This is a genomic window from Treponema brennaborense DSM 12168, from assembly GCF_000212415.1.
Taxonomy (GTDB): Bacteria; Spirochaetota; Spirochaetia; order Treponematales; family Treponemataceae; genus Treponema_F; species Treponema_F brennaborense.
Genome location: NC_015500.1, coordinates 825,099 through 843,995, shown reverse-complemented (window position 1 = coordinate 843,995; position 18,897 = coordinate 825,099). Strand labels below are relative to the sequence as shown.

At 56.5% G+C, this 18,897-nt stretch carries 11 protein-coding genes; 3 read left to right on the top strand and 8 right to left on the bottom strand.

Features of this window, described 5'->3' with window-relative positions; all coding sequences use genetic code 11:
• Window positions 1-6 precede the first annotated feature (6 nt).
• The 3 genes from TREBR_RS03490 to TREBR_RS03480 all read right to left on the bottom strand — a co-directional run bounded on the left by TREBR_RS03490 (window position 7) and on the right by TREBR_RS03480 (window position 4,374).
• Complete coding sequence (locus TREBR_RS03490; protein WP_013757845.1) at window positions 7-1,743, bottom strand: alpha-amylase family glycosyl hydrolase; 1,737 nt, start codon at window positions 1,741-1,743, stop codon at window positions 7-9.
• Window positions 1,744-1,851: 108 nt separating this feature from the next.
• Window positions 1,852-2,295, bottom strand: a complete 444-nt coding sequence (locus TREBR_RS03485; RefSeq protein ID WP_013757844.1) for a hypothetical protein — start codon at window positions 2,293-2,295, stop codon at window positions 1,852-1,854.
• Between the two features lie 15 nt (window positions 2,296-2,310).
• On the bottom strand, window positions 2,311-4,374 hold the full coding sequence (locus TREBR_RS03480) for a glycogen-binding domain-containing protein (protein ID WP_013757843.1): 2,064 nt from the start codon (window positions 4,372-4,374) through the stop codon (window positions 2,311-2,313).
• 409 nt (window positions 4,375-4,783) lie between these two features.
• Here TREBR_RS03480 and TREBR_RS03470 point away from each other — a divergent pair, with 409 nt between their 5' ends.
• The 3 genes from TREBR_RS03470 (at window position 4,784) to glmS (ending at window position 13,640) form a co-directional block, all read left to right on the top strand.
• The gene (locus TREBR_RS03470; protein ID WP_013757842.1) at window positions 4,784-7,834 is read left to right on the top strand and encodes a PD-(D/E)XK nuclease family protein; all 3,051 of its coding nucleotides are present in this window, start codon (window positions 4,784-4,786) and stop codon (window positions 7,832-7,834) included.
• The gene (locus TREBR_RS03465) at window positions 7,831-11,730 is read left to right on the top strand and encodes a UvrD-helicase domain-containing protein (protein ID WP_013757841.1); all 3,900 of its coding nucleotides are present in this window, start codon (window positions 7,831-7,833) and stop codon (window positions 11,728-11,730) included. Before TREBR_RS03470 ends, TREBR_RS03465 begins: the two co-directional genes overlap by 4 nt.
• 71 nt (window positions 11,731-11,801) lie before the next feature.
• A complete protein-coding gene (gene glmS / locus TREBR_RS03460; RefSeq protein ID WP_013757840.1) occupies window positions 11,802-13,640 on the top strand; it encodes a glutamine--fructose-6-phosphate transaminase (isomerizing) in 1,839 nt (612 codons plus the stop codon).
• Between the two features lie 40 nt (window positions 13,641-13,680).
• On the opposite strand, the gene TREBR_RS03455 is transcribed toward glmS, so the two are convergent.
• From TREBR_RS03455 to TREBR_RS03435, 5 genes are read right to left on the bottom strand one after another with little or no spacing between them, the layout of a single operon-like run.
• A complete protein-coding gene (locus TREBR_RS03455) occupies window positions 13,681-14,445 on the bottom strand; it encodes a GltB/FmdC/FwdC-like GXGXG domain-containing protein (protein ID WP_013757839.1) in 765 nt (254 codons plus the stop codon).
• Between the two features lie 2 nt (window positions 14,446-14,447).
• Complete coding sequence (locus TREBR_RS03450) at window positions 14,448-15,716, bottom strand: NAD(P)/FAD-dependent oxidoreductase (protein ID WP_013757838.1); 1,269 nt, start codon at window positions 15,714-15,716, stop codon at window positions 14,448-14,450.
• Entirely contained in the window at window positions 15,713-16,225 is a 513-nt protein-coding gene (locus tag TREBR_RS03445) for a 4Fe-4S dicluster domain-containing protein (protein ID WP_013757837.1), read from the bottom strand. The genes TREBR_RS03450 and TREBR_RS03445 overlap by 4 nt, the downstream gene beginning before the upstream one ends.
• 14 nt (window positions 16,226-16,239) lie before the next feature.
• Window positions 16,240-17,745: a glutamate synthase-related protein gene (locus TREBR_RS03440; RefSeq protein WP_013757836.1), complete on the bottom strand. Its 1,506-nt coding sequence runs from the start codon at window positions 17,743-17,745 to the stop codon at window positions 16,240-16,242.
• Window positions 17,736-18,836, bottom strand: coding sequence for a class II glutamine amidotransferase (locus TREBR_RS03435; RefSeq protein WP_013757835.1), 1,101 nt, complete (start codon window positions 18,834-18,836; stop codon window positions 17,736-17,738). The genes TREBR_RS03440 and TREBR_RS03435 overlap by 10 nt, the downstream gene beginning before the upstream one ends.
• Between the last annotated feature and the right edge of the window lie 61 nt (window positions 18,837-18,897).

Sequence of the window (18,897 nt, the reverse complement as noted above, 5' to 3'; positions counted from 1 at the left end):
GCTGTCTCAGCAATTCGTTATCGGTACGAAAACGGCGAAAGCCGCCGCCGGCAGCCCGGAAAGCACTGCGTACGGACGAGCGTTTTCTGATTGCCGGACATCAAGCGTACGGGAAACCGACGGTTCCGAAGAATAAGCGCACGCGAACCGGAAATTCGGAACGGTTCCGTTCGCCGGATGCAGCGGAATCTCCTCCAGCGGTTCCGTCCCGTTGTTGAACACGCAGACGGCCGCGTCTTTTTCAAAAGTTACGTAATACGCGGTAATCGCGCGATACGGCGAATAAAGCGGCACCAAATCTCCGCGGCGAAGTGCCGGATGTTCGCGGCGCAGCACAAGCAGACTGCGATGCAGCGCAAGCAGAGAATCGGGCACTGAGCACTGGCGTTCCGCTTCCGCAAAATCGAACGCGTTCCGGAACCTGATGTCGTGCATGCCCGTATAGCCTGGAGCGTTCTCGAGCGCAATTTCGTTTCCGTAATAGATAAACGGAACGGCCGGCAGCAGCAGACTGATCGCAGTCGCCAATTTAAGCCGATTTGGCTCTGCGTACACGCTCGCCGGACGGTCGGCGGGATTGTCGTGATTACTTAAAAAACAGGCTTTCACGCTGAGCGCGGGCAGCCGTTTGCGGCCGGTTTCTTTCATGAACCCCGCCGCGGGAGCGAACGAGTCGAATCCCGTTACCATCTGATACACTGCCGCCGCAAAATCGAAATCGAACAGCATTGAAAACTCAGGCGCTTCCGGTGTGCCGAAATAGGATTCGAGCAGCGTCCGGTCGCCGTGCATGTTCGCTTCGGCAACCATACATTTGGGATATCCCAACTGTGCGTACGCATCTATCACGTCGCGGCGCAGTTCTGCAAAAAAGCGGTGCGTCTCAGCCGTATCGATCGTATCCGCACCGAAGGCACCGTCCGCACCGGTTTCTTCCACTAAATACCGAACCGCGTCAACGCGAATTCCGTCAAAACCGCGATTCAGCCAGTACCGCACGACGTTTTTCATTTCTTCACGTACTTCGGCGTTGCGGTAATTCAAATCGGGCATGACAGGCCCGAACGCCCCGTAGTAATACCGTTTGCAGTTTACGCCCGACTTCAACGCGGAGAGCGATTTACGCTGGGTTTCGTACATCGGTTCGTTCAGCAGTACATCCGCCGTTTTTTCGGGGCTAAACCAGGTGTGCGGATTGGCTCCCATGGGAACCCAGCCGTCGAGCGGCTCGTTGTTCCAAACGTACCAATCCGATTTTCCGTTCAAGCCGCGCGCGGAATCGACGAACCAGGGGTGCGTTACCGCCGTATGGTTCGGTACGAAATCGAAAATGACTTTTATATTGCGTTTATGAGCTTCTGAAAGAAGCGTGTCTAACTGTTCGTCCGTGCCGAACAGGGGATTTACCGAATAATAATCGACGGTATCATAACCGTGCATGTTACTGTCCGCCGCAGCGCCTTTGCCGCCGCAGTCGAACACCGGAGAAAGCCAGATCGCGTCGCAGCCGAGCCGTTCCTTTATATAATCGAGCCGGGAAACGATACCCGGAAGGTCGCCTACCCCGTCTCCGTTTGAATCGCAAAAACCTTTTATCCAAATATGATAAAACGCGCAGTCGCGAAACCAACCCGGCTGTAATCCGGAAAGCGAATTGTGAATATTTTCAATTTTTATCGCCGAATGGCGCGGGCTTACGTAAGACTTGCTGCCGCACCAGTTGAATATCCCGTTTGTCTGCATTACGTCTCCCCCTTTTTACCGGAAAGTTCCGGCAACGACCGGACAGGAACGGAGTGAACCCGTCCGGATATCGCCGGAACAAATCATCACATACTTTACAGTTGCAAATTATTCTTTTACAACTTTGATCATAACTCCCAGTTCTCTCGTCGATTTGACTTCAAAATGGTAATTGGATCCCACAGTAAAACCGGAAACAGTAAAGTTGCCGCCGCCATCAGCTTTAACAAACTCACCGCCTATTGTCGGCTGCCCGCCGGCACCGTAAGAGGTTCCCCAATTTCCGGCTTTCGCACGGATTTTGCAGTTGATAGTTCCGGTTCCGCCGCCCCAGGCGGTCATATCGTTTGCATACACAAAGGTTGCAGTCTTATACACACCTGCCGCTCCCGTAGAAGAAAGAACCAGTCCGTCTCCATTCATATCACCGACAACGTCACCGACGGCGGGTCCCCCCCAGGACAGATCAGACAGTTCCGAAGGGCAACCGGTCAAGGGCAGCAGCAGCAATACGGCGGCCGCCATAATTAAAACAAAAGAAATCTTTTTCATCTTTACTCCTTAAAACTACAGATCCCAGTGCATACCGACGCGGACTGCGGCATTGTTCTGCCAGTTACCGACGCCGCTGTCGAGCGTGTATCCGTCCAGGTTGAAATTCTCCTGACCGTCGCCGAATCCTTTGTACGGATCCATGCCGTACAGGAACTGGGCGTACAGCACGGGTTTCTGCAGCACCTTGAGCGGAGTGGACGCACCGAGGAAGAATCCGAACGGAGTGTCGGGATTAGCCGCGTCGCCTTTCGCCGTGCGGATACCGAAACCGGCCTGTGCGGTAACGTTCATCGGCAGTTTGACTGCGGCGAGCAAAGTGTTGAACAGGGCAGTGTCGTTGTCGTTGTCAAGGCCGTACATAACGTCGATACCTTTAACCGCGTCGTTCAATGCACCCAGTGCGAATTTCACACCGATTTCTTTCAATTTGAACTGATTTCCGTCGGCGGTACCGTCGGCAAACTTGTCTTTCGTGTTGTAATACATCTGACCGTATACGTCGACAGAAGCGTCGATACCGGCAAGTTCCTGCAGTTTCAGTCCGGCAGACGGTTTTACGGACAGTTTCAGATTGTCTTTATCGGCAAACGCGATGGTTTTGTTCTTGTCCAAAACCATATCTACCGACGTGTCCAATCCGACGCTCAAATAAGACATCGGTTTTGAAGACAGATTGAGCCATACGCGCTGACTGTTGCGGTCACCGAGCTGATCCTTGATGTGTTCGTGATCGTCGGCTTTGCCGTCTTCAACGTACATCATGCTCGCCTGAACACCGCGCATACGGTAACCGAGCGTCGCAGTGATAAGGTCTGAACCGTAAGAAGTCTGAACGTTCGCCGCAAAGTTGTCGATAAAATCGGCATCGCTGTAAACGGTACCGACGTCGGAAGACGGCGGCGTATAACCGGCTCGTGTTCCATCGGCATTCTTGACATCACCGTATTTGTTCATCAACGCGTTCAGTTTTACCCCGATCGGGCCGAATTTTCCGGAATAACCGGCGATAATATCCATTTCCATGACTTCGTCGAAAATGGTTTTGTACGTTTTACCGTACGCGCCGTTGTACTGCAAATCGACGTAGTGACCGGCGTATTCGGCGCTGGCCCAAGCGGCCATACCGTACTGACTGCCGGCGCGGTCTGCGGTTCTGTTCGGCAGAATCTGCGCATTGATTTTCACATCACCGATCTGGCGCAGTGCCTGTCCGAGCGTGAACGCACTGAAACCGCCGACGGAATTGTAGCCCGCTTCCCAATCCTGATCCAGCGTCGTCCAACTTACGTTCTTGTGAGCCGGAAGTTTCGCATATTTGTAACCGGTCGCGAATTCAACGTACGGTGTGGTCAGACCCAATTTCAGGTGCCCCAGATAACTTTTTGAAGCTTCCTGTCCGCCGTAGAAATAGATAGGATCAAAAATCGTGTCAACGAGCAGATTCTGAAAACCGTCGCCCCATGAAAGGGAATCTTTTTTGTACAGATTTTCAAAACCATCCTGTTCCGCGAGCGCAACTTCAATGTAAACGGGCATATTGGGCAGCATATCGCCGCCGACTTTCAGATATGATTTCAGGTTGATACCGGCGGATTCGGTTTCAAATCCGTCTTTGATATTGAATTTCGTCTGAAAGCCGAGCATACTCCAAGTCTGAAACTTGAGCTTGCCCGTCGCGGGAGCCGCCGCCGCGCCGGACGCTGCGGGAGCCTCAGCCGCCGCAAGAACGGCGACTTCAACGAGTCCGTTCTTTCCGCCGAAACCGTCGTCGATCGTATCGGGCGCTTTAATATCCGGCGTCCAGTTTCCGTCAGAAATGAATTTATATTTCAAAACGGTATCTGCAATCGGAACGATCGTTTTATACTCCCATCCCTTTTCGACTTTCGTCATGGGATGCGGAGCTTTTTCCCAATCCGTCCATGAACCGGCGACTACGACTTCCGTCGCTTTCGGGTTCCCGTAGAAGAAAGTAACTTCCGCAGTACCGTCTCCCAAATTCTTTACCGTTACATCTGCAAACATAAAACCGCAGAGAACAAGTAACACCATGATGAATGCTGAGAGTTTTTTCATCATTCCTCCTTGAAGATTCGGCTCGCCTTTTCAGTAAGAGCCTTTAAAGGTGAGTTTAAGGGTACCCCGTCGGACAATTTTCGTATAAAACTCCAAAATCATACCGGACAAACGCACGGCGGATCCTGCAGCTTCGGACACCGCCGAAAGGATTTTCCCTCAAACCTTTTAAACCGATTTACTAAAGCGGTTTAAAAACATGATATAACCACTTTTTTGATATGTCAAATAAAATTTTCAAAAAAGTAAATTTTTTTCAAAGTTTTTCGGAATTCAGGACGATTCGCCGCTACCTCAGACACGAATACGGCCCGTTGACTGCGTTCTGCTCATCAGATACAATAAAAGAACGGTCGGCGTCGGCGCAAATCGTTTATCGGCCGAAGCGAACCGGTTCCAGGAGTTTTTCTTGACACTGTATGCAGACGACATATTACGCGCTACGATTGCGGACAACCGCTGCGTTTACGTTTTTCCGACGGAAATCGCGGCGTCCGCCTGGGCCGACCGCGCGCTCGAAATCACGGACGCGCAGTCAGTCGCACTGGACCGTTTTATCGCGTGGGATACGTTCAAATCGGATTCGATCCGTTCCCAAAAACAGCAGAAACGGAGTATTCCCTCCGTTCTGCGGAAACTGTTCGCCGAACGGCTCATCGCGGAAAACGCGCGCCTCGTAAAAACGGGGGAACCTCCCCTGTTCCGGTCTATCATCAACCCGCAGTACGCACAGACGGCCTCGTCGTTTGCAGAATGGATCGCCGGACTGCTGCCGTCGCTCGGTCCCTGGTACGAACGGTTCGTGCGTGAATCGGAAGGCGACAGTGAGGACGGCGATCTGCTCACGCTCACGCGCCGATACGAAGCGTTTTTGGAAGAACACCAGCTGTTTGAACCGGCGTGGGAAAAACCTCCGTTCAAAGCGGACGGCAAAACGTATTACATTTTTTATCCCGAAATACTGACGGACTTTTTTGAATATGAAAAACTGCTCGAATCGGCGCGGAACGTCGAACTTATCCGTATAAACGGCGATTTATCGGACGGCGAGGCGGCGGCCGCGGAAAGAGGCACACGCCTTTCGGTTGCCGCAAACCCTTCGGACACCGCGGCCTCACCGGATACGGCAAGTTCGCCGCGCGTGCACTGCTTCGGCAACAGCCGGGCAGAACTCGCCGCCGTCGTCCGCAAAATAAAGGAACTGCACGATCGGGGCTTGGCGTGGAACGACATTTCAGTCAACATCGCCGACATGGAAACCTACGCCCCCTACCTCGAGCGGGAATGCGAACTGCATTCGATTCCGTGCGTTCGCCGCGCCGGAAAGCCGCTCTCAAGCTACGCCGCCGGAACTTTTTTCAAAACGGTGTGGGAATGCGTGTCGCGGCAGTTTCCGTTCGACGAGGTCAGAAAACTCCTGCTCGATAAAAACCTTCCGTGGAAAGACGGCGAAAGCATCGACCAATTGATCGCGTTCGGGAAAAAAAACAACTGCCTGTGTTCCTGGCGTGAAGGCGACGTGCAAATCGACGTGTGGGAACAGGCGTTTCGCAGCGCGGCCGCCGGAAGGGAAGAACGGGCCCGCACGTTTTACACTTTGCTGAAAAAGGAACTGAGTGCGCTTACGGCGGCGGATTCGTTTGAACGGATCAGATCGCGCTATTTTTCATTCAGGGAACGCTTTTTCGACATGACGCTCTGTACGCCGCTCGCGGATAAAGTGCTCGGCCGCTGCGTTTCGGAACTGCTGGCGCTCGTCGACATAGAAAACACGTATCCGACGGTCAAACCGGAACAGCCGTTTTCGTTCTTCGTCCGCTATCTTGCCGACAAGGTATATCTGCCGCGCCAGGAAACGCAGGGCGTCAACTTGCTGCCGTACCGTGCGGCGGCCGGCGCGGCCGCAGGCTGCCATATCGTCGTCGGCGCGTCGCAGAAAACGCTTTCGGTAACGGTAAAACAGCTGGGCTTTCTGCGCGAAGACAAGCGTAAACGGCTCGCACTCGTAGACGCGGACTTGTCGGCGTCGTTCATCCGGCTGTACGACATGCACAGCGCCGACGGAAATGCGTATTTTACCTTTGCGGAAAACAGTTTCGGCGGATACGCCATACCGCACAGCGCGCTCGCTCAGGCGGAACCGGATCCGGCGGAACCCGACGCGTACGGAGCTGAAGCCGAATGGTTCGCCGATCCCGACGGCACGCCGTTTCCTGAACGGTTGTATCCGGTTCAGAAAACGGGATTTTTCAATTGGAGCGCAGCCGCCGGCGTGTCGGACGAAAAAGACCGGCAAACGGAATGCACCGGCGGAAACGTCGGCGTGTCGGACGAAAAAGACTGGCAAACGGAATGCACCGGCGAAAATCCGAGCGCCCGGCGCGGAAGCCGTACCGCCGTACCGGAAGCCGTCAGGGCGCGGCTGTACGCACCGATCGACGGCGTCGGTCAGGACGCGCCAAGCCGCACGCTGCGCGTGTCGGTCACCGATCTGCACGCGTATTACGAATGTCCCGTCAAATGGCTGTTCAGTCGGATATTCGGACTTGAATCCTTTTCACTCGACGCGGAACTGACTGCGGCGAACACGACGGGCGTGCTGTACCACACCGTACTGGAACGTTTTTTTTCCGCCGTAAAAGCGGATCCGCAGGCAAAGGGTACGCTGCCGCCGCTTGCAAACGGACAAATGCCGGAAAACTGCGCGCAGATCGTACGGCGGGAACTGAACGCCGTTCTGGCTGAAACGGAACGGAACGGCAGCCTCCAAGGCAACGCCGTCAGCGTTATCGGCGCCGAACTGCTGCGCGCCCGCGAACAGGCTTTGGAAGAAACGCTCCGCAATTGTCTGCGCGCCTTTTTGTCGTACTTCGCCGGTCATATCGTCAGCGAAGTCGAAACGGCCTATTCGTTCGTCCACCGGGAAGAAAACGGTCTCGCTTCCATACTGAACGGCCGACTGGACCTCGTACTCGTCGAACCGGAAACGGACGCGCCGGTCATCATCGACTTCAAAACGAACGGAACACCGAACGCCGCCGAATGCGCGCAGCTGCAACTGCAGCAGTCGAATTCCGTCAAAACCTATGAATTGAAAAATTATCAGATGGCGATGTACACGCTGCTGTACGAACACGCGCATCCGGGAATCGCCGTTGAAAAAACCTGTTTTTTCAGCGTGGTTGAGGCCGAACCGACGGTCGTCACCGGCTCGATTACGGACGACGGCGGACGGAAAAAACCGTACCGGGATTCGCTCGTCGTCAGCCGTGAAGCCTTCGAGCCGTCCATCCTTCTGCTGCAAGAAAAAATCAGTTCATACGTACGGGCCGTTGCAGCCGCCGAACCCGTAAGCGCTGCGGGCGTCACCTACAAAACGTGCGGCGGCTGTCCGTACCGGCACGTCTGCCGCACCCGCTATTCGGTTTCGGGCAACAGACAGGAGGATATCCGCATATGAGCACCGCCGGCATTTTCAGCAAATTGAACGAGGAACAGACTGCCGCGGTAACCGCGGCCCGCAACAGCGTGGTCGCTGCGGGGGCCGGTTCGGGCAAAACGACCGTACTCGCCGGCCGATTCGCCTATCTCGTACTGTACCGCGATATTCCCGCCGAAAAGATTCTGACGCTCACGTTTACCAAAAAAGCCGCCGCGGAAATGTACGCACGCATTTACCGGACGCTCAAAACGGTCGCGGAAAACGGCAGCGGCGACGCGCAGCGCAAGGCACGGACGGCGATCGAATCGTTTTTCAAGACCCGCATTCAAACGCTCGACTCGTACGGCGCCTCCATCGTAAAACTCGCGGCGCACCGCTACGGAATCGCGCCCGACTTTGAAACCGACAACGAAGCGTGCAAAGAAGCCGCGCGGACGCAGGCGCTGCAGTTTTTGATCGAGCACCGTTCGCAGCCCGCGCTCCGGCAGTTTCTGCAAACGACGCGCCCCGAACGGCTCGCGCAGGAACTGTTCGCCGATACGGTTTGCGCCTACGGCCGAATAAGCGATCCGCCCGCGTATGAGCGCTCGCTTGAAGCGCAGTTCGACATACTGATCCGCGACTGGGGTGAAAAGACGCAGCGCTTTGAAGCCTGCCTAGACGCCGTCCGCCTGGCGTTCGCTCAGCAGCCGGCAGCGAGCGAAACTGAAAAGAAAATCGACCGGTTCGTGCAAGCGTATCACGAGCGAACCGCCGCGCTGCTGCCGCCGGAACAGGTGCTCCGCCGATACGTTTCGGACGTACTGAAAGCGCCGCCCGGCAGCCGATGCATGACGGCCGCCGCGGCAGCCATTCAGCACGATCTGCCGGCCTGGCTCTCGGACGTGCTTGAAGGCGTCAAAATCCGCAAAACCGGTAAACACGACGCGATCGCGCTGTTCAAACAGGCGGCTGCCGAAACGGAACCGCTTGCGAGTGCCGCCGCGCTGCTTCTGCAGGCGGGAGTGAGCGCCGACATCATGCCCCTGCTGGATACGTTTTCGGCACAGTTTCTCACTTGGAAGCGGACGAACGGCAAGCTGACGTTCGACGACGTCGCTTCGCTCGCGGTAACCATACTGAAAAATGAAACCGATATCCGCCGGAACGAAAAACAGTCGTTCGACGCGATCATGATAGACGAATTCCAGGACAACAACGCCGTCCAGCGCGACATGCTGTTTCTGCTTGCCGAAAAACGCGACCGCCTTACCGACGGGATTCCGTCCGCGGACGACGTGTGTCCCGACAAGCTGTTTTTCGTCGGCGACGAAAAGCAATCCATTTACCGATTCCGCGGCGCGGACGTTTCGGTGTTCAGAAGCCTGACGGAAACGCTGCCTTCAACGGATATGCTCCGGCTGCGCTGCAATTACCGTTCCGAGCCGGCGCTCGTTTACGCGTCGAACCTCCTGTTCAGCGGCAGAACGTCGGATCCGGCTCCCGAACCGTCCGACCCACGGGAAGAGCCGGAGGCACGGGAGGAATCCGAATCGCCGGGCATTTTTCTGAACGCCGCGCTGCGTGATTTTCCCGAATACGAAGCGGCCTGCACGCCGGCGCTCGTACCGCCTTCGATCGCCGCACAGAAAACGGAAAACGGCGCGGACGTTTCCGGGCAAGACGGCCTGACGCCGCGCGTTCACGTGTGTCTGCTGGATAAAGCCGAACCGGAGGAAAGCGAAGACAGTGAAACCGCAGCGGAAAAAGACGAAATCGACGCGGCGGCGGAAGAACTTTCCGCAGTTGAAAACGAAGCGCTTTTCATTGCGAAAAAGATACACGAACTGACGTGCGGACCGAACGCGCGCTACCGGACGCAGGACTGCGCCGTTTTGCTGCGTTCGTATTCAAAACAGATTTTTTACGAAAAATCCCTGCGCGAAGCGGGCATTCCCTACGTTACCGAAAACATCGTCAGCTTCTTTGCCGACGCACCGGTGAACGACATACTGCACCTGCTGCGCCTTGCCGCTTATCCTGCCGACGTGCTCTCCTACGCGGCGGTACTCGCGTCTCCGTTTGCGGGTCTTTCACCGAGCGGCGTCGCGCGCTGTCTGGAATTCCACACCGCCGCCGGCATCAATACCATTCCCGCCGATGCGGCGCAGCCGCTTCCGTTTTCCCGCGGCGCCGACGAACTGCTCGACGAGGACGACGCGGCAGCCTACCGTTCCGGCCGCGCGCGCTACGAACGACTCGCCGCCCGTGCGCGGAGCGCTTCCGTTGCGGACGTCATCACCGGACTGTGGTACGACGAAGGCTACCGCTACGAAACGCTGTGGAGCCAAAACACCGCGCTGTACCGCGAACTATACGACTATCTGTACGAACTGGCGCGGCAAGCCGACGACCAAAGTTTATCGCTCGCCGATTTTGCCGACGACTTATACCGGCTCCGGCAGGACGGCAGCCGCATCGACGACATGGAAATTCCGCTCGACCGGCCGCCGGCCGTCCGCATCATGAGTATCCATAAAAGCAAAGGATTGCAGTTTCCGGTCGTCTTCATCTGCGACACGGCGGCGAAGGCCGGCGGCAATTTTTCGGAAGCGTACGTCAGCCGCATACCGATCGTCCCGGGAGCCGGCGACAGCATGGTGCTTAAACCGCCGGTACCCGACGCGCTGCGTTCCGCCGGTAAAGTGCCGTGCGACTATTTTACCCGAAAATTCCGCGCCGTACAAAACGCCAAAGAGCACGCCGAATTGCGGCGGCTTTTCTACGTTGCGCTGACGCGTGCCGAAAAGGAAGTCTACGTCAGCGCCGCACTCGATCTCAAACTTGAAGCGGAGGAAACGCTCGAACAGGCCGTCGTCCGCTATACCGCCGCCAAAACTGCCGCGCAGGCCGAAAACGACGCAAAAAAGGGAACAGCCGCGCTCGTTTCGTTCGGACACGACGCAGTGCTGCACAACGGAACGATAATCGGTCTCGTGCTGCCGGTACTTTCCGCCTGGATAGGCCGTTCGCCGCATCCGCCGTTTTTCACCCTTGAACGGATTCCGCTTTGGAACCGTCCCCAGTCGAAAAGTCTGCTGCGCACCATGCACCGTTCGCGGGGCGCCGATCGCACCAAGCGCGACGTACAGCGCAAAGCGGCGCCTCAGTATGCAGCCTGTACCCAAGAAAAACTGCTGCGCGTACAGCCCGTACCGCCCGACAGGTTCACGCCGAGTACGCTCGGCACGGAACCGATGCCGCGCCCGTTGCAGCCGGAACTGTTCGAGCCGGCGGCGGATACCGCCGAATGGGCGGAACTCGACGCCGTACTGAACGAGTTCAAGACGCTCGCAGACATTACCGGCAGCGATGCAATCGCTTTTACCGCGGCGGACTTCGGAACGCTCGCTCACGCGCATATCGAAGCGCTGCTCACCGGAAACCCGCTCGGTGCGGAAATCCGGGGTGCCGCGACCCTCACCCCGAGACAGCTCGCCGTCGTTACCGGCGCGGCGCAGCGCATGGCGGAACGATTCGCCGCGTCTGAACTCGCGGCGGCGGCGCGCGCGGCACATTGGCGGGAAAGCGAATATCCGTTCAGAAGCAGAATCAAAACGGCGGCGGGAACGGACGCGTTTATCGAAGGCGCGATAGACCTGCTGTTCACCGGAACGTTTCCGGCCGGTGCCCAAGCGGAACGCGAACTGTTCGTCGTCGATTTCAAAACCGACACCGACGTCCGCCCCGACCGGCACGTCGCGCAGCTTGCCTGCTACCGCAAAGCCGCGCTCGACATCACCGGAGAAACGAAATGCCGCTGCATACTGTACTATCTGCGCTCGGGAACGGCAGTCGACGTCAGCGCTCAGGCGGCGGCGTTCGACATAAGCGCCGCCGTAGAGAACGCCGCACGCGCCGCACCCGGTGATTGACGCGTAGGTAACAATCGGTATATTATTTTCCGTAAGAAAAAGAATTATCGTTAAAAAAAAAGGAAACTCACATGTGTGGAATCGTAGGATACGTAGGCGCCCGGCAAGCTACGCCGGTGCTCGTAAACGCACTCAAAAAGCTCGAATACCGCGGATATGATTCCGCCGGAATCGCCGTTCTTCAGGACGAAGACATCGTCGTACGAAAAGCGAAGGGTGCGCTCAAATTTCTGGAACGGAAAATCGCCGCCGAAACGATACGCGGCTCGATCGGTATCGGACACACCCGCTGGGCAACGCACGGCGAACCGTCCGACATAAACTCGCATCCGCATACGGACGTGTCCGGGCGCATCGCGATCGTTCACAACGGCATTATCGAAAACTATGCGCGGCTCAAAGAATGGCTGCAGTCGCGCGGCGTCGTGTTCCGCAGTCAGACCGATACCGAAGTCATCGCGCACCTGATAAACTATTACTACGAAGGCGATATTTTTTCCGCCGTACTGCAAGCGCTGCAGCGGCTCGAAGGTTCCTACGCGCTCGGCGTACTGTGCCGCGATTTTCCCGACCGGATAATCGCCGTCCGCAAAGACAGCCCGCTCGTCGTCGGGCTCGGTCAGGGAGAAAATCTGCTGGCGTCAGACGTACCGGCGCTGCTCGAATACACCCGCGAAGTGTATTTTCTTGAAGACCGGGAACTGGCCGTATTATATACCGATCACGTCGATCTGTTTACTGCGCAAGGAGAAAAAATCATCCGCGCGCCGTATCACGTCGATTGGGATTTGGATTCGGCGGAAAAAGGCGGATTCGAGCATTTCATGCTCAAAGAAATCCACGAGCAGCCCAAAGCGCTTCGCGACACGCTGACGCCGCGCATCACTAAAGAAGCCGACGGAACGCGCTCTATCCGCTTCGACGAAGTCGCGATAGACGGCGCGGCCTGGAAAAACGCAAAGCGCATCGTAATCACCGCGTGCGGTACCGCGTATCACGCGGGCGTCGTCGGCAAATACGCGTTCGAGCACTTCGTGCGCATTCCGGTGGAAGTCGACATTGCGTCCGAATATCGGTACCGCGATCCCGTGTTCGACCCGAGCGACGTTTTCATCGTCATCAGCCAGTCGGGAGAAACGGCCGACACGCTCGCAGCCGTACGGCTGGCGAGATCCGCCGGAGCAAAAATTCTTGCGGTGACGAACGCGGTCGGCTCCACGCTTTCACGGGAAGCCGACTTGGTTCTGTACACTTGGGCGGGGCCGGAAATCGCCGTCGCGTCTACGAAGGCGTTCACCACTCAGCTGACGTGCCTGTATCTGCTCGCACTCAAAATGGCGGAAGTTCGCGGCAGTCTTTCGCACGAACAGCTCCAGCCGCTCACCGCGGAATTGGAAGCGCTTCCGGCAAAAGCGGAACGGATACTGGCCAATAAGGAAATCATCCAGAAATTCGCCGCCCGGCAGTTCAACAAAAACAAAGTGTTTTTTATGGGCCGCCTGTTCGACTACGCGATCAGCCTTGAAAGCGCGCTCAAACTGAAAGAAATAAGCTATACTCATTCGGAAGCGTTCGCCGCGGGAGAACTTAAACACGGCCCCATCGCGCTCGTAGACGAATCGACCCTGATCGTCGCGACGGCAACGCAACGCGCGCTCTTCGACAAAATCGCCTCGAATATAATCGAAGTGGCCTCGCGCGGCGCATCGTCGCTCGTCATTACGCAAGATCAGAACGGTTATTTTGCCGACTGTGCGGATGAAACGTTCGTGATACCCGACGTGAGCGACGTCTTTTCACCGATAATTTCAATCATACCGGCGCAGCTGTTCGCGTATTACTGCGCCGTGCAGCGCGGCAACGATCCGGATAAACCCCGCAACTTGGCAAAAAGCGTCACGGTTGAATGAAAAGCAAAGCGGCGCACCGTACATGCGCCGCTTTTTGTACCTAATTGTGCGTGTACATCTGCTTGTACGGATTTTTCGTGTTCGCTTTCAAAATGCAGAACGTCGACGATAATATCCGGCTCTTGTTCACGTCGGGAAAATATTCGCAGAACCGATCTATGTACGCCGCGATCTCCGGAATATTCTTGCCTTTCGCCGTGTCGATCATGATTTGGGAAGGCAGCTGGGGCGGCGTGTCGGTACGCAAATAGATTGCGCCGCCGTGCATACCGGTCGCGCAGAACGCGCCGGTTATGGGGCGTTCCGCAGGAGAACCGAGCACCCGCTTGCCGTCGACCGTTTTGGGCGGTTCAAGGTCGAGTACGATGATCGTTCCGCCGGCCTGATATTCGCCCAGAAAACTGCCGGCCTTACCGCCGATAACGACGGCGGGCTGCTGCTCCTTGAACGCTTTCATGTGAATTCCGGCGCGGTAGCCGGTGTTGCCGCGAACGTAGATTCCGCCGCCGCGCATGGCGTAACCGGTCGCGTCGCCGGCGTTTCCGTGAACGACGATTGTTCCGCCGTTCATCGTGTCGCCCGTCGCGTCCTGCACGTTGCCGTTCACCGTTATGTCGCAGCCGTCGAGGTACGAACCGAGCGCGTTTCCGGGAATACCGTTGACGGATATGCGCTTTCCGCTCAATCCGCTCGCAATATACCGCTGCCCCGTACAATCGTCTACGATGATATCGCTATCCGCGCACGAGCGGATCCGTTCGTCCAATTCGGAAAAATGTATGGTTCCCGCACTTATACGCTGCATGATTACGCTCCTTCTTCCGCGGGAGCTGCCGCGGAAAGCATTTCGGCCCGTTTCGCCTTACCGAACGCCATCAGCGCCGGATGGATTTTGATCAATTCAAAATCTATGGACGAAAGCGGCACCTTATTTCTGATCAGCGACGTGTAAATACCCGCCCGATCCGTATCGCCGATAATGATGAATCCTTTGAGCAGATCGTCCTGCACGAAAAACCTACGATACGCACAGCCGGGAGCCGGCACGTCGAGCGTTTCGCCCGTATACGATCCGGCAGTTACCAGATGCAACCCGAAAAATCCCGCCGCGTTCACGGGCATGGCGTTATCGTATGAAGCCGTTCCGCTTGCCATTACGATGCCGGCCGTTTCGCCCTGCATGTACGCGTTCGGCAGCAGCGCGAGAATGCGGCGCTGAGCACAGGTGATGTCGTCGCTTTCGGTACAGTCGCCTGCGGCGAACACGTCGGGAAGGCTCGTGCGGCAACAGGAATCTACCGTGATGCCTTTTCCCACGTCTCCGCCGGCATCGGATACCAGCGCCGTGTTCGGACGCACGCCGACGGCGGTAACCAGCACGTCGAACGCGATTTCACTGCCGCCGTTCAAAAGCGCTTTTCCGCCGTACGTCGTTCCGTCGGATGAAAACCGTTTAACACTATCGCCCAAAATGAAAGAAATACCGCGGCTTTCCATTTGCTTCTGAATGATTGCGGCTCCCTCGGCGTCGAGCACGGCCGGCAGTACGCGCGGAGCCATTTCGACGACCGTCACCGAACCGCACCGTTCGGCAATGCCTTCGGCACATTTCATACCGATCAATCCCGCGCCGATAATCAGCACGCGCTTCTTCCGGGACAACACCTTTCCGAGTTTTTTGGCACTTTCGAGCGTCATGAACGTAAACGAACCGCCGAGCGATTCGAGACCTTCCATCGGCGGAACGAACGGACGCGAGCCGGCAGCAACGAGCAGTTTGTCGTACGCAAGCGTTTCACCGCCGTCGAGCACGACGGTTTTTGCCGCAGCGTCTATTTTTTCCGCAGTGCGCCCTTTGAGCAGCGTACATTTGTTCTTTTTATAAAAATCGGACGGACGGTAGTTCATGCGTTCTTCCGTCGTCGCCCCCATCAGCAAATAAGAAATGAGCGGGCGCGAATACGTGTGATACGGTTCCGCCGAAATCACCGTTATCTTTCCTTTTCCGTCAATCTGTCTGATACCTTCGACACAGCCGACGGCCGCGGCCGCGTTACCGATAATAACGTAATTCATTTGCAGCCTCCCGCAGCGGGTGCGTTTCCGGCCGCACCGCGTTCGCAAACACCGTATCCGCTCACACCGCGATCCTCAAAAACGATCGCCCTGTTCGGACACCCCTCCACGCACGCAGGTTTTCCGGCGCGATTCGACGTGCACAATTCGCATTTCTGCACGACCGAATGGCCGCTGCCGTCGTCGGGAGCCGGAACGATGCAGCCGTACGGACACGACAAAATGCACGTGTGACAGCCGACACATTTGAGTGCATCGCGCACGATAACCCCGTCGACCACGCTGAGCGCGCCGGCAATGCAGGCTTTGACGCACAGCGGCTGTTCGCAATGGCGGCACGAGACGGCGAAACTCACGTCGTTGTTGCCTTCCACCTGAATACGCGGATATATTTTTTTACCTTTCAACGCCGCAACCATATCGGTTTCGCCCGAATTGGCGAACGCGCAGTAATATTCGCACAAATGACAGCCCAAGCACCATTTTTCATTTACGTATACTCGTTTCATTCCGTTCCTCCGCGTCATTCGCCGGCATGTTTGATACCGAGAATTGCAAGTTCTTTTTCATTCAGCCCGATGCCGCGCAGCATCAGCCTGTTTCCTTTCAGCGCCTCGATGGAGTTGATTCCCATACCGCCCATCATTTCCTTTATTTCGTGCGTCCAGGCGGTAATCAGATTGACCAGCCGCTGAGAGCCGACGTCGGGATTCAGCCGTTTTACCAGATCGGGACGCTGCGTCGCGATGCCCCAGTTGCATTTGCCCGAATGGCAGCTGCGGCACAAGTGGCAGCCGAGCGCGAGCAGTGCGCTCGTCGCGATATAGACGGCGTCGGCACCGAGTGCGATCGCTTTTACCACGTCCGCGCTGGAGCGGATACTGCCGCCGACTACGACCGACACGCTGCCGCGGATACCCTCTTCACGCAGACGTTCGTCCACCGCTGCGAGCGCAAGCTCGATCGGAATACCCACGTTGTCGCGGATCCGCGTGGGAGCGGCTCCCGTGCCGCCGCGGAAACCGTCGATGGCGATAATGTCGGCGCCGCTTCGCGCGACACCGCTTGCAATCGCCGCGACGTTATGGACGGCGGCAATTTTGACGATAACCGGTTTTTTGTACGCAGTGGCTTCTTTGAGCGAATAGATAAGCTGCCGCAGGTCTTCGATCGAGTAAATATCGTGGTGCGGCGCGGGAGAAATCGCGTCCGAACCTTCGGGAATCATGCGCGTAGCGGAAACGTCGCCGACGATTTTCGCACCGGGCAGGTGCCCGCCGATACCGGGTTTTGCACCCTGTCCCATTTTGATTTCAACGGCCGCTCCGGCTTCAAGGTATTTTTTGTGCACGCCGAACCGGCCGGACGCGACTTGCACGATCGTATTCGGCCCGTACCGGTAAAAATCCTGATGCAGCCCGCCTTCTCCGGTGTTGTAGCAGATACCCAGCTCCGTCGCCGCGCGCGCAAGGCTTTCGTGCGCGTTGTAGCTGATGGAACCGTAACTCATCGCGGAAAACATGATCGGCACGGACAAATCGATGTGCGGCGGAATATCGGTTTTCAGGCGGCCGTCCGCCGCGCGTTCGATTTTTTCGGGCTTTTTGCCGAGCGAAACGCGCGTTTCCATCGGTTCGCGCAACGGATCTATGGACGGGTTGGTAACCTGCGACGCGTTTATGACGATTTTATCCCAATATACCGGCAAATCGACCGGATTTCCCATGGAAGAAAGCAACACGCCGCCGCTGCCGGCCTGGCGGTACACTTCGTTTATAGTCTGAGCGTTCCAGTTCTTGTTCGGCCGGAACGTATGGTCGCTTTTTACGATTTTGAGCGCGCGAACCGGGCACAGCGACACGCAGCGGTGACAGCACACGCACTTCGATTCGTCGGCGATCATCACGCCCGCGGCGGCGTCGTAACGGTGCACTTCGTTCGCGCACTGGCGTTCGCACGCGCGGCACGCAATGCAGCGATCCTTGTTGCGGATCACTTCAAATTCAGGATACATAAATTCTACAGGCATTTTTTTCCCTCTTCATACAAGGTAACGATGACCGGCTCGCCGCCGGCAGGGGACCACACGCGGTCGAGATCTTTTTCAATCACCGAAATCGCGCATTCTTCGCTCGCCATATACACCATATCGCCTTTTTCCGCCGCAACCATAGAACGCAGCTTGAGCCGGTCGTTCAGCGCCATCATGCCGCCGGTAAAACCGAACAGAATGGAAAACGGTCCGGTTATCAGCAGTTCGGGATATACTTTGCGCAAAAACGAAAGCTGCGCTTTTTCGCAGTCATTTTTACCGGCAATCGTCTGCCAGAACGGCGCGGCGATGACGTGAGCCGCTTCTTCAAGCGTCAATTTTTCTTTGCGCAGCAGATAGTCGAGAATATACGTGATAACTTCGGTATCGGTCAGCAGATTGCACTTGTAATTGAACATTTCGATATACCGGCGGTTCGCGTCGTACGATGAAATCTCACCGTTATGCACGATCGTATAGTCGAGCAAGGCGAACGGATGCGCCCCGCCCCACCAGCCGGGCGTGTTCGTCGGATATCGCCCGTGCGCCGTCCAGCAGTATCCGGCGTATTCGTCGAGCCGATAAAACTCGCCGACGTCTTCGGGAAATCCGACAGCCTTGAAAACCCCCATATTTTTTCCGCTGGAAAACACGTACGCGCCGTTAACGAGCGTATTGACGTGATTGACGCACTGCGCCGTGTACTCTTTTTCATCGAGATGACTCGCACCGAGCTTCGTCGGCAGCGGCGTTACGAAATACCGCCATATAAGCGGTTCGTCCCGAATCTTGGGATTTTTAGCCGTCGGAATCTTCGACAGATTGATGATATCGAAGTGGCGTTCCAGATATTGTTCACACTCGTGCTTACAAGCGGTACTGTCGTAAAAAATGTGGAACGCATAGTATTCTTTGTACTCAGGATAGATACCGTATCCTGCGAAACCGCCTCCCAATCCGTTCGATCGGTCGTGCATTACGGCGATCGACGTAATGATGTCCCTGCCGGACATCCGTTTTCCCGCCCGTGAAAAAATACCTGAAATCGCACAACCTGACGGAATGCGAACTTCGCCTTCTCGTTTCATGCTTACCTCCTTGCAGCCGAACGATTTTCGCACGGCTCGGACAAAAAAAAAGACGTTTACC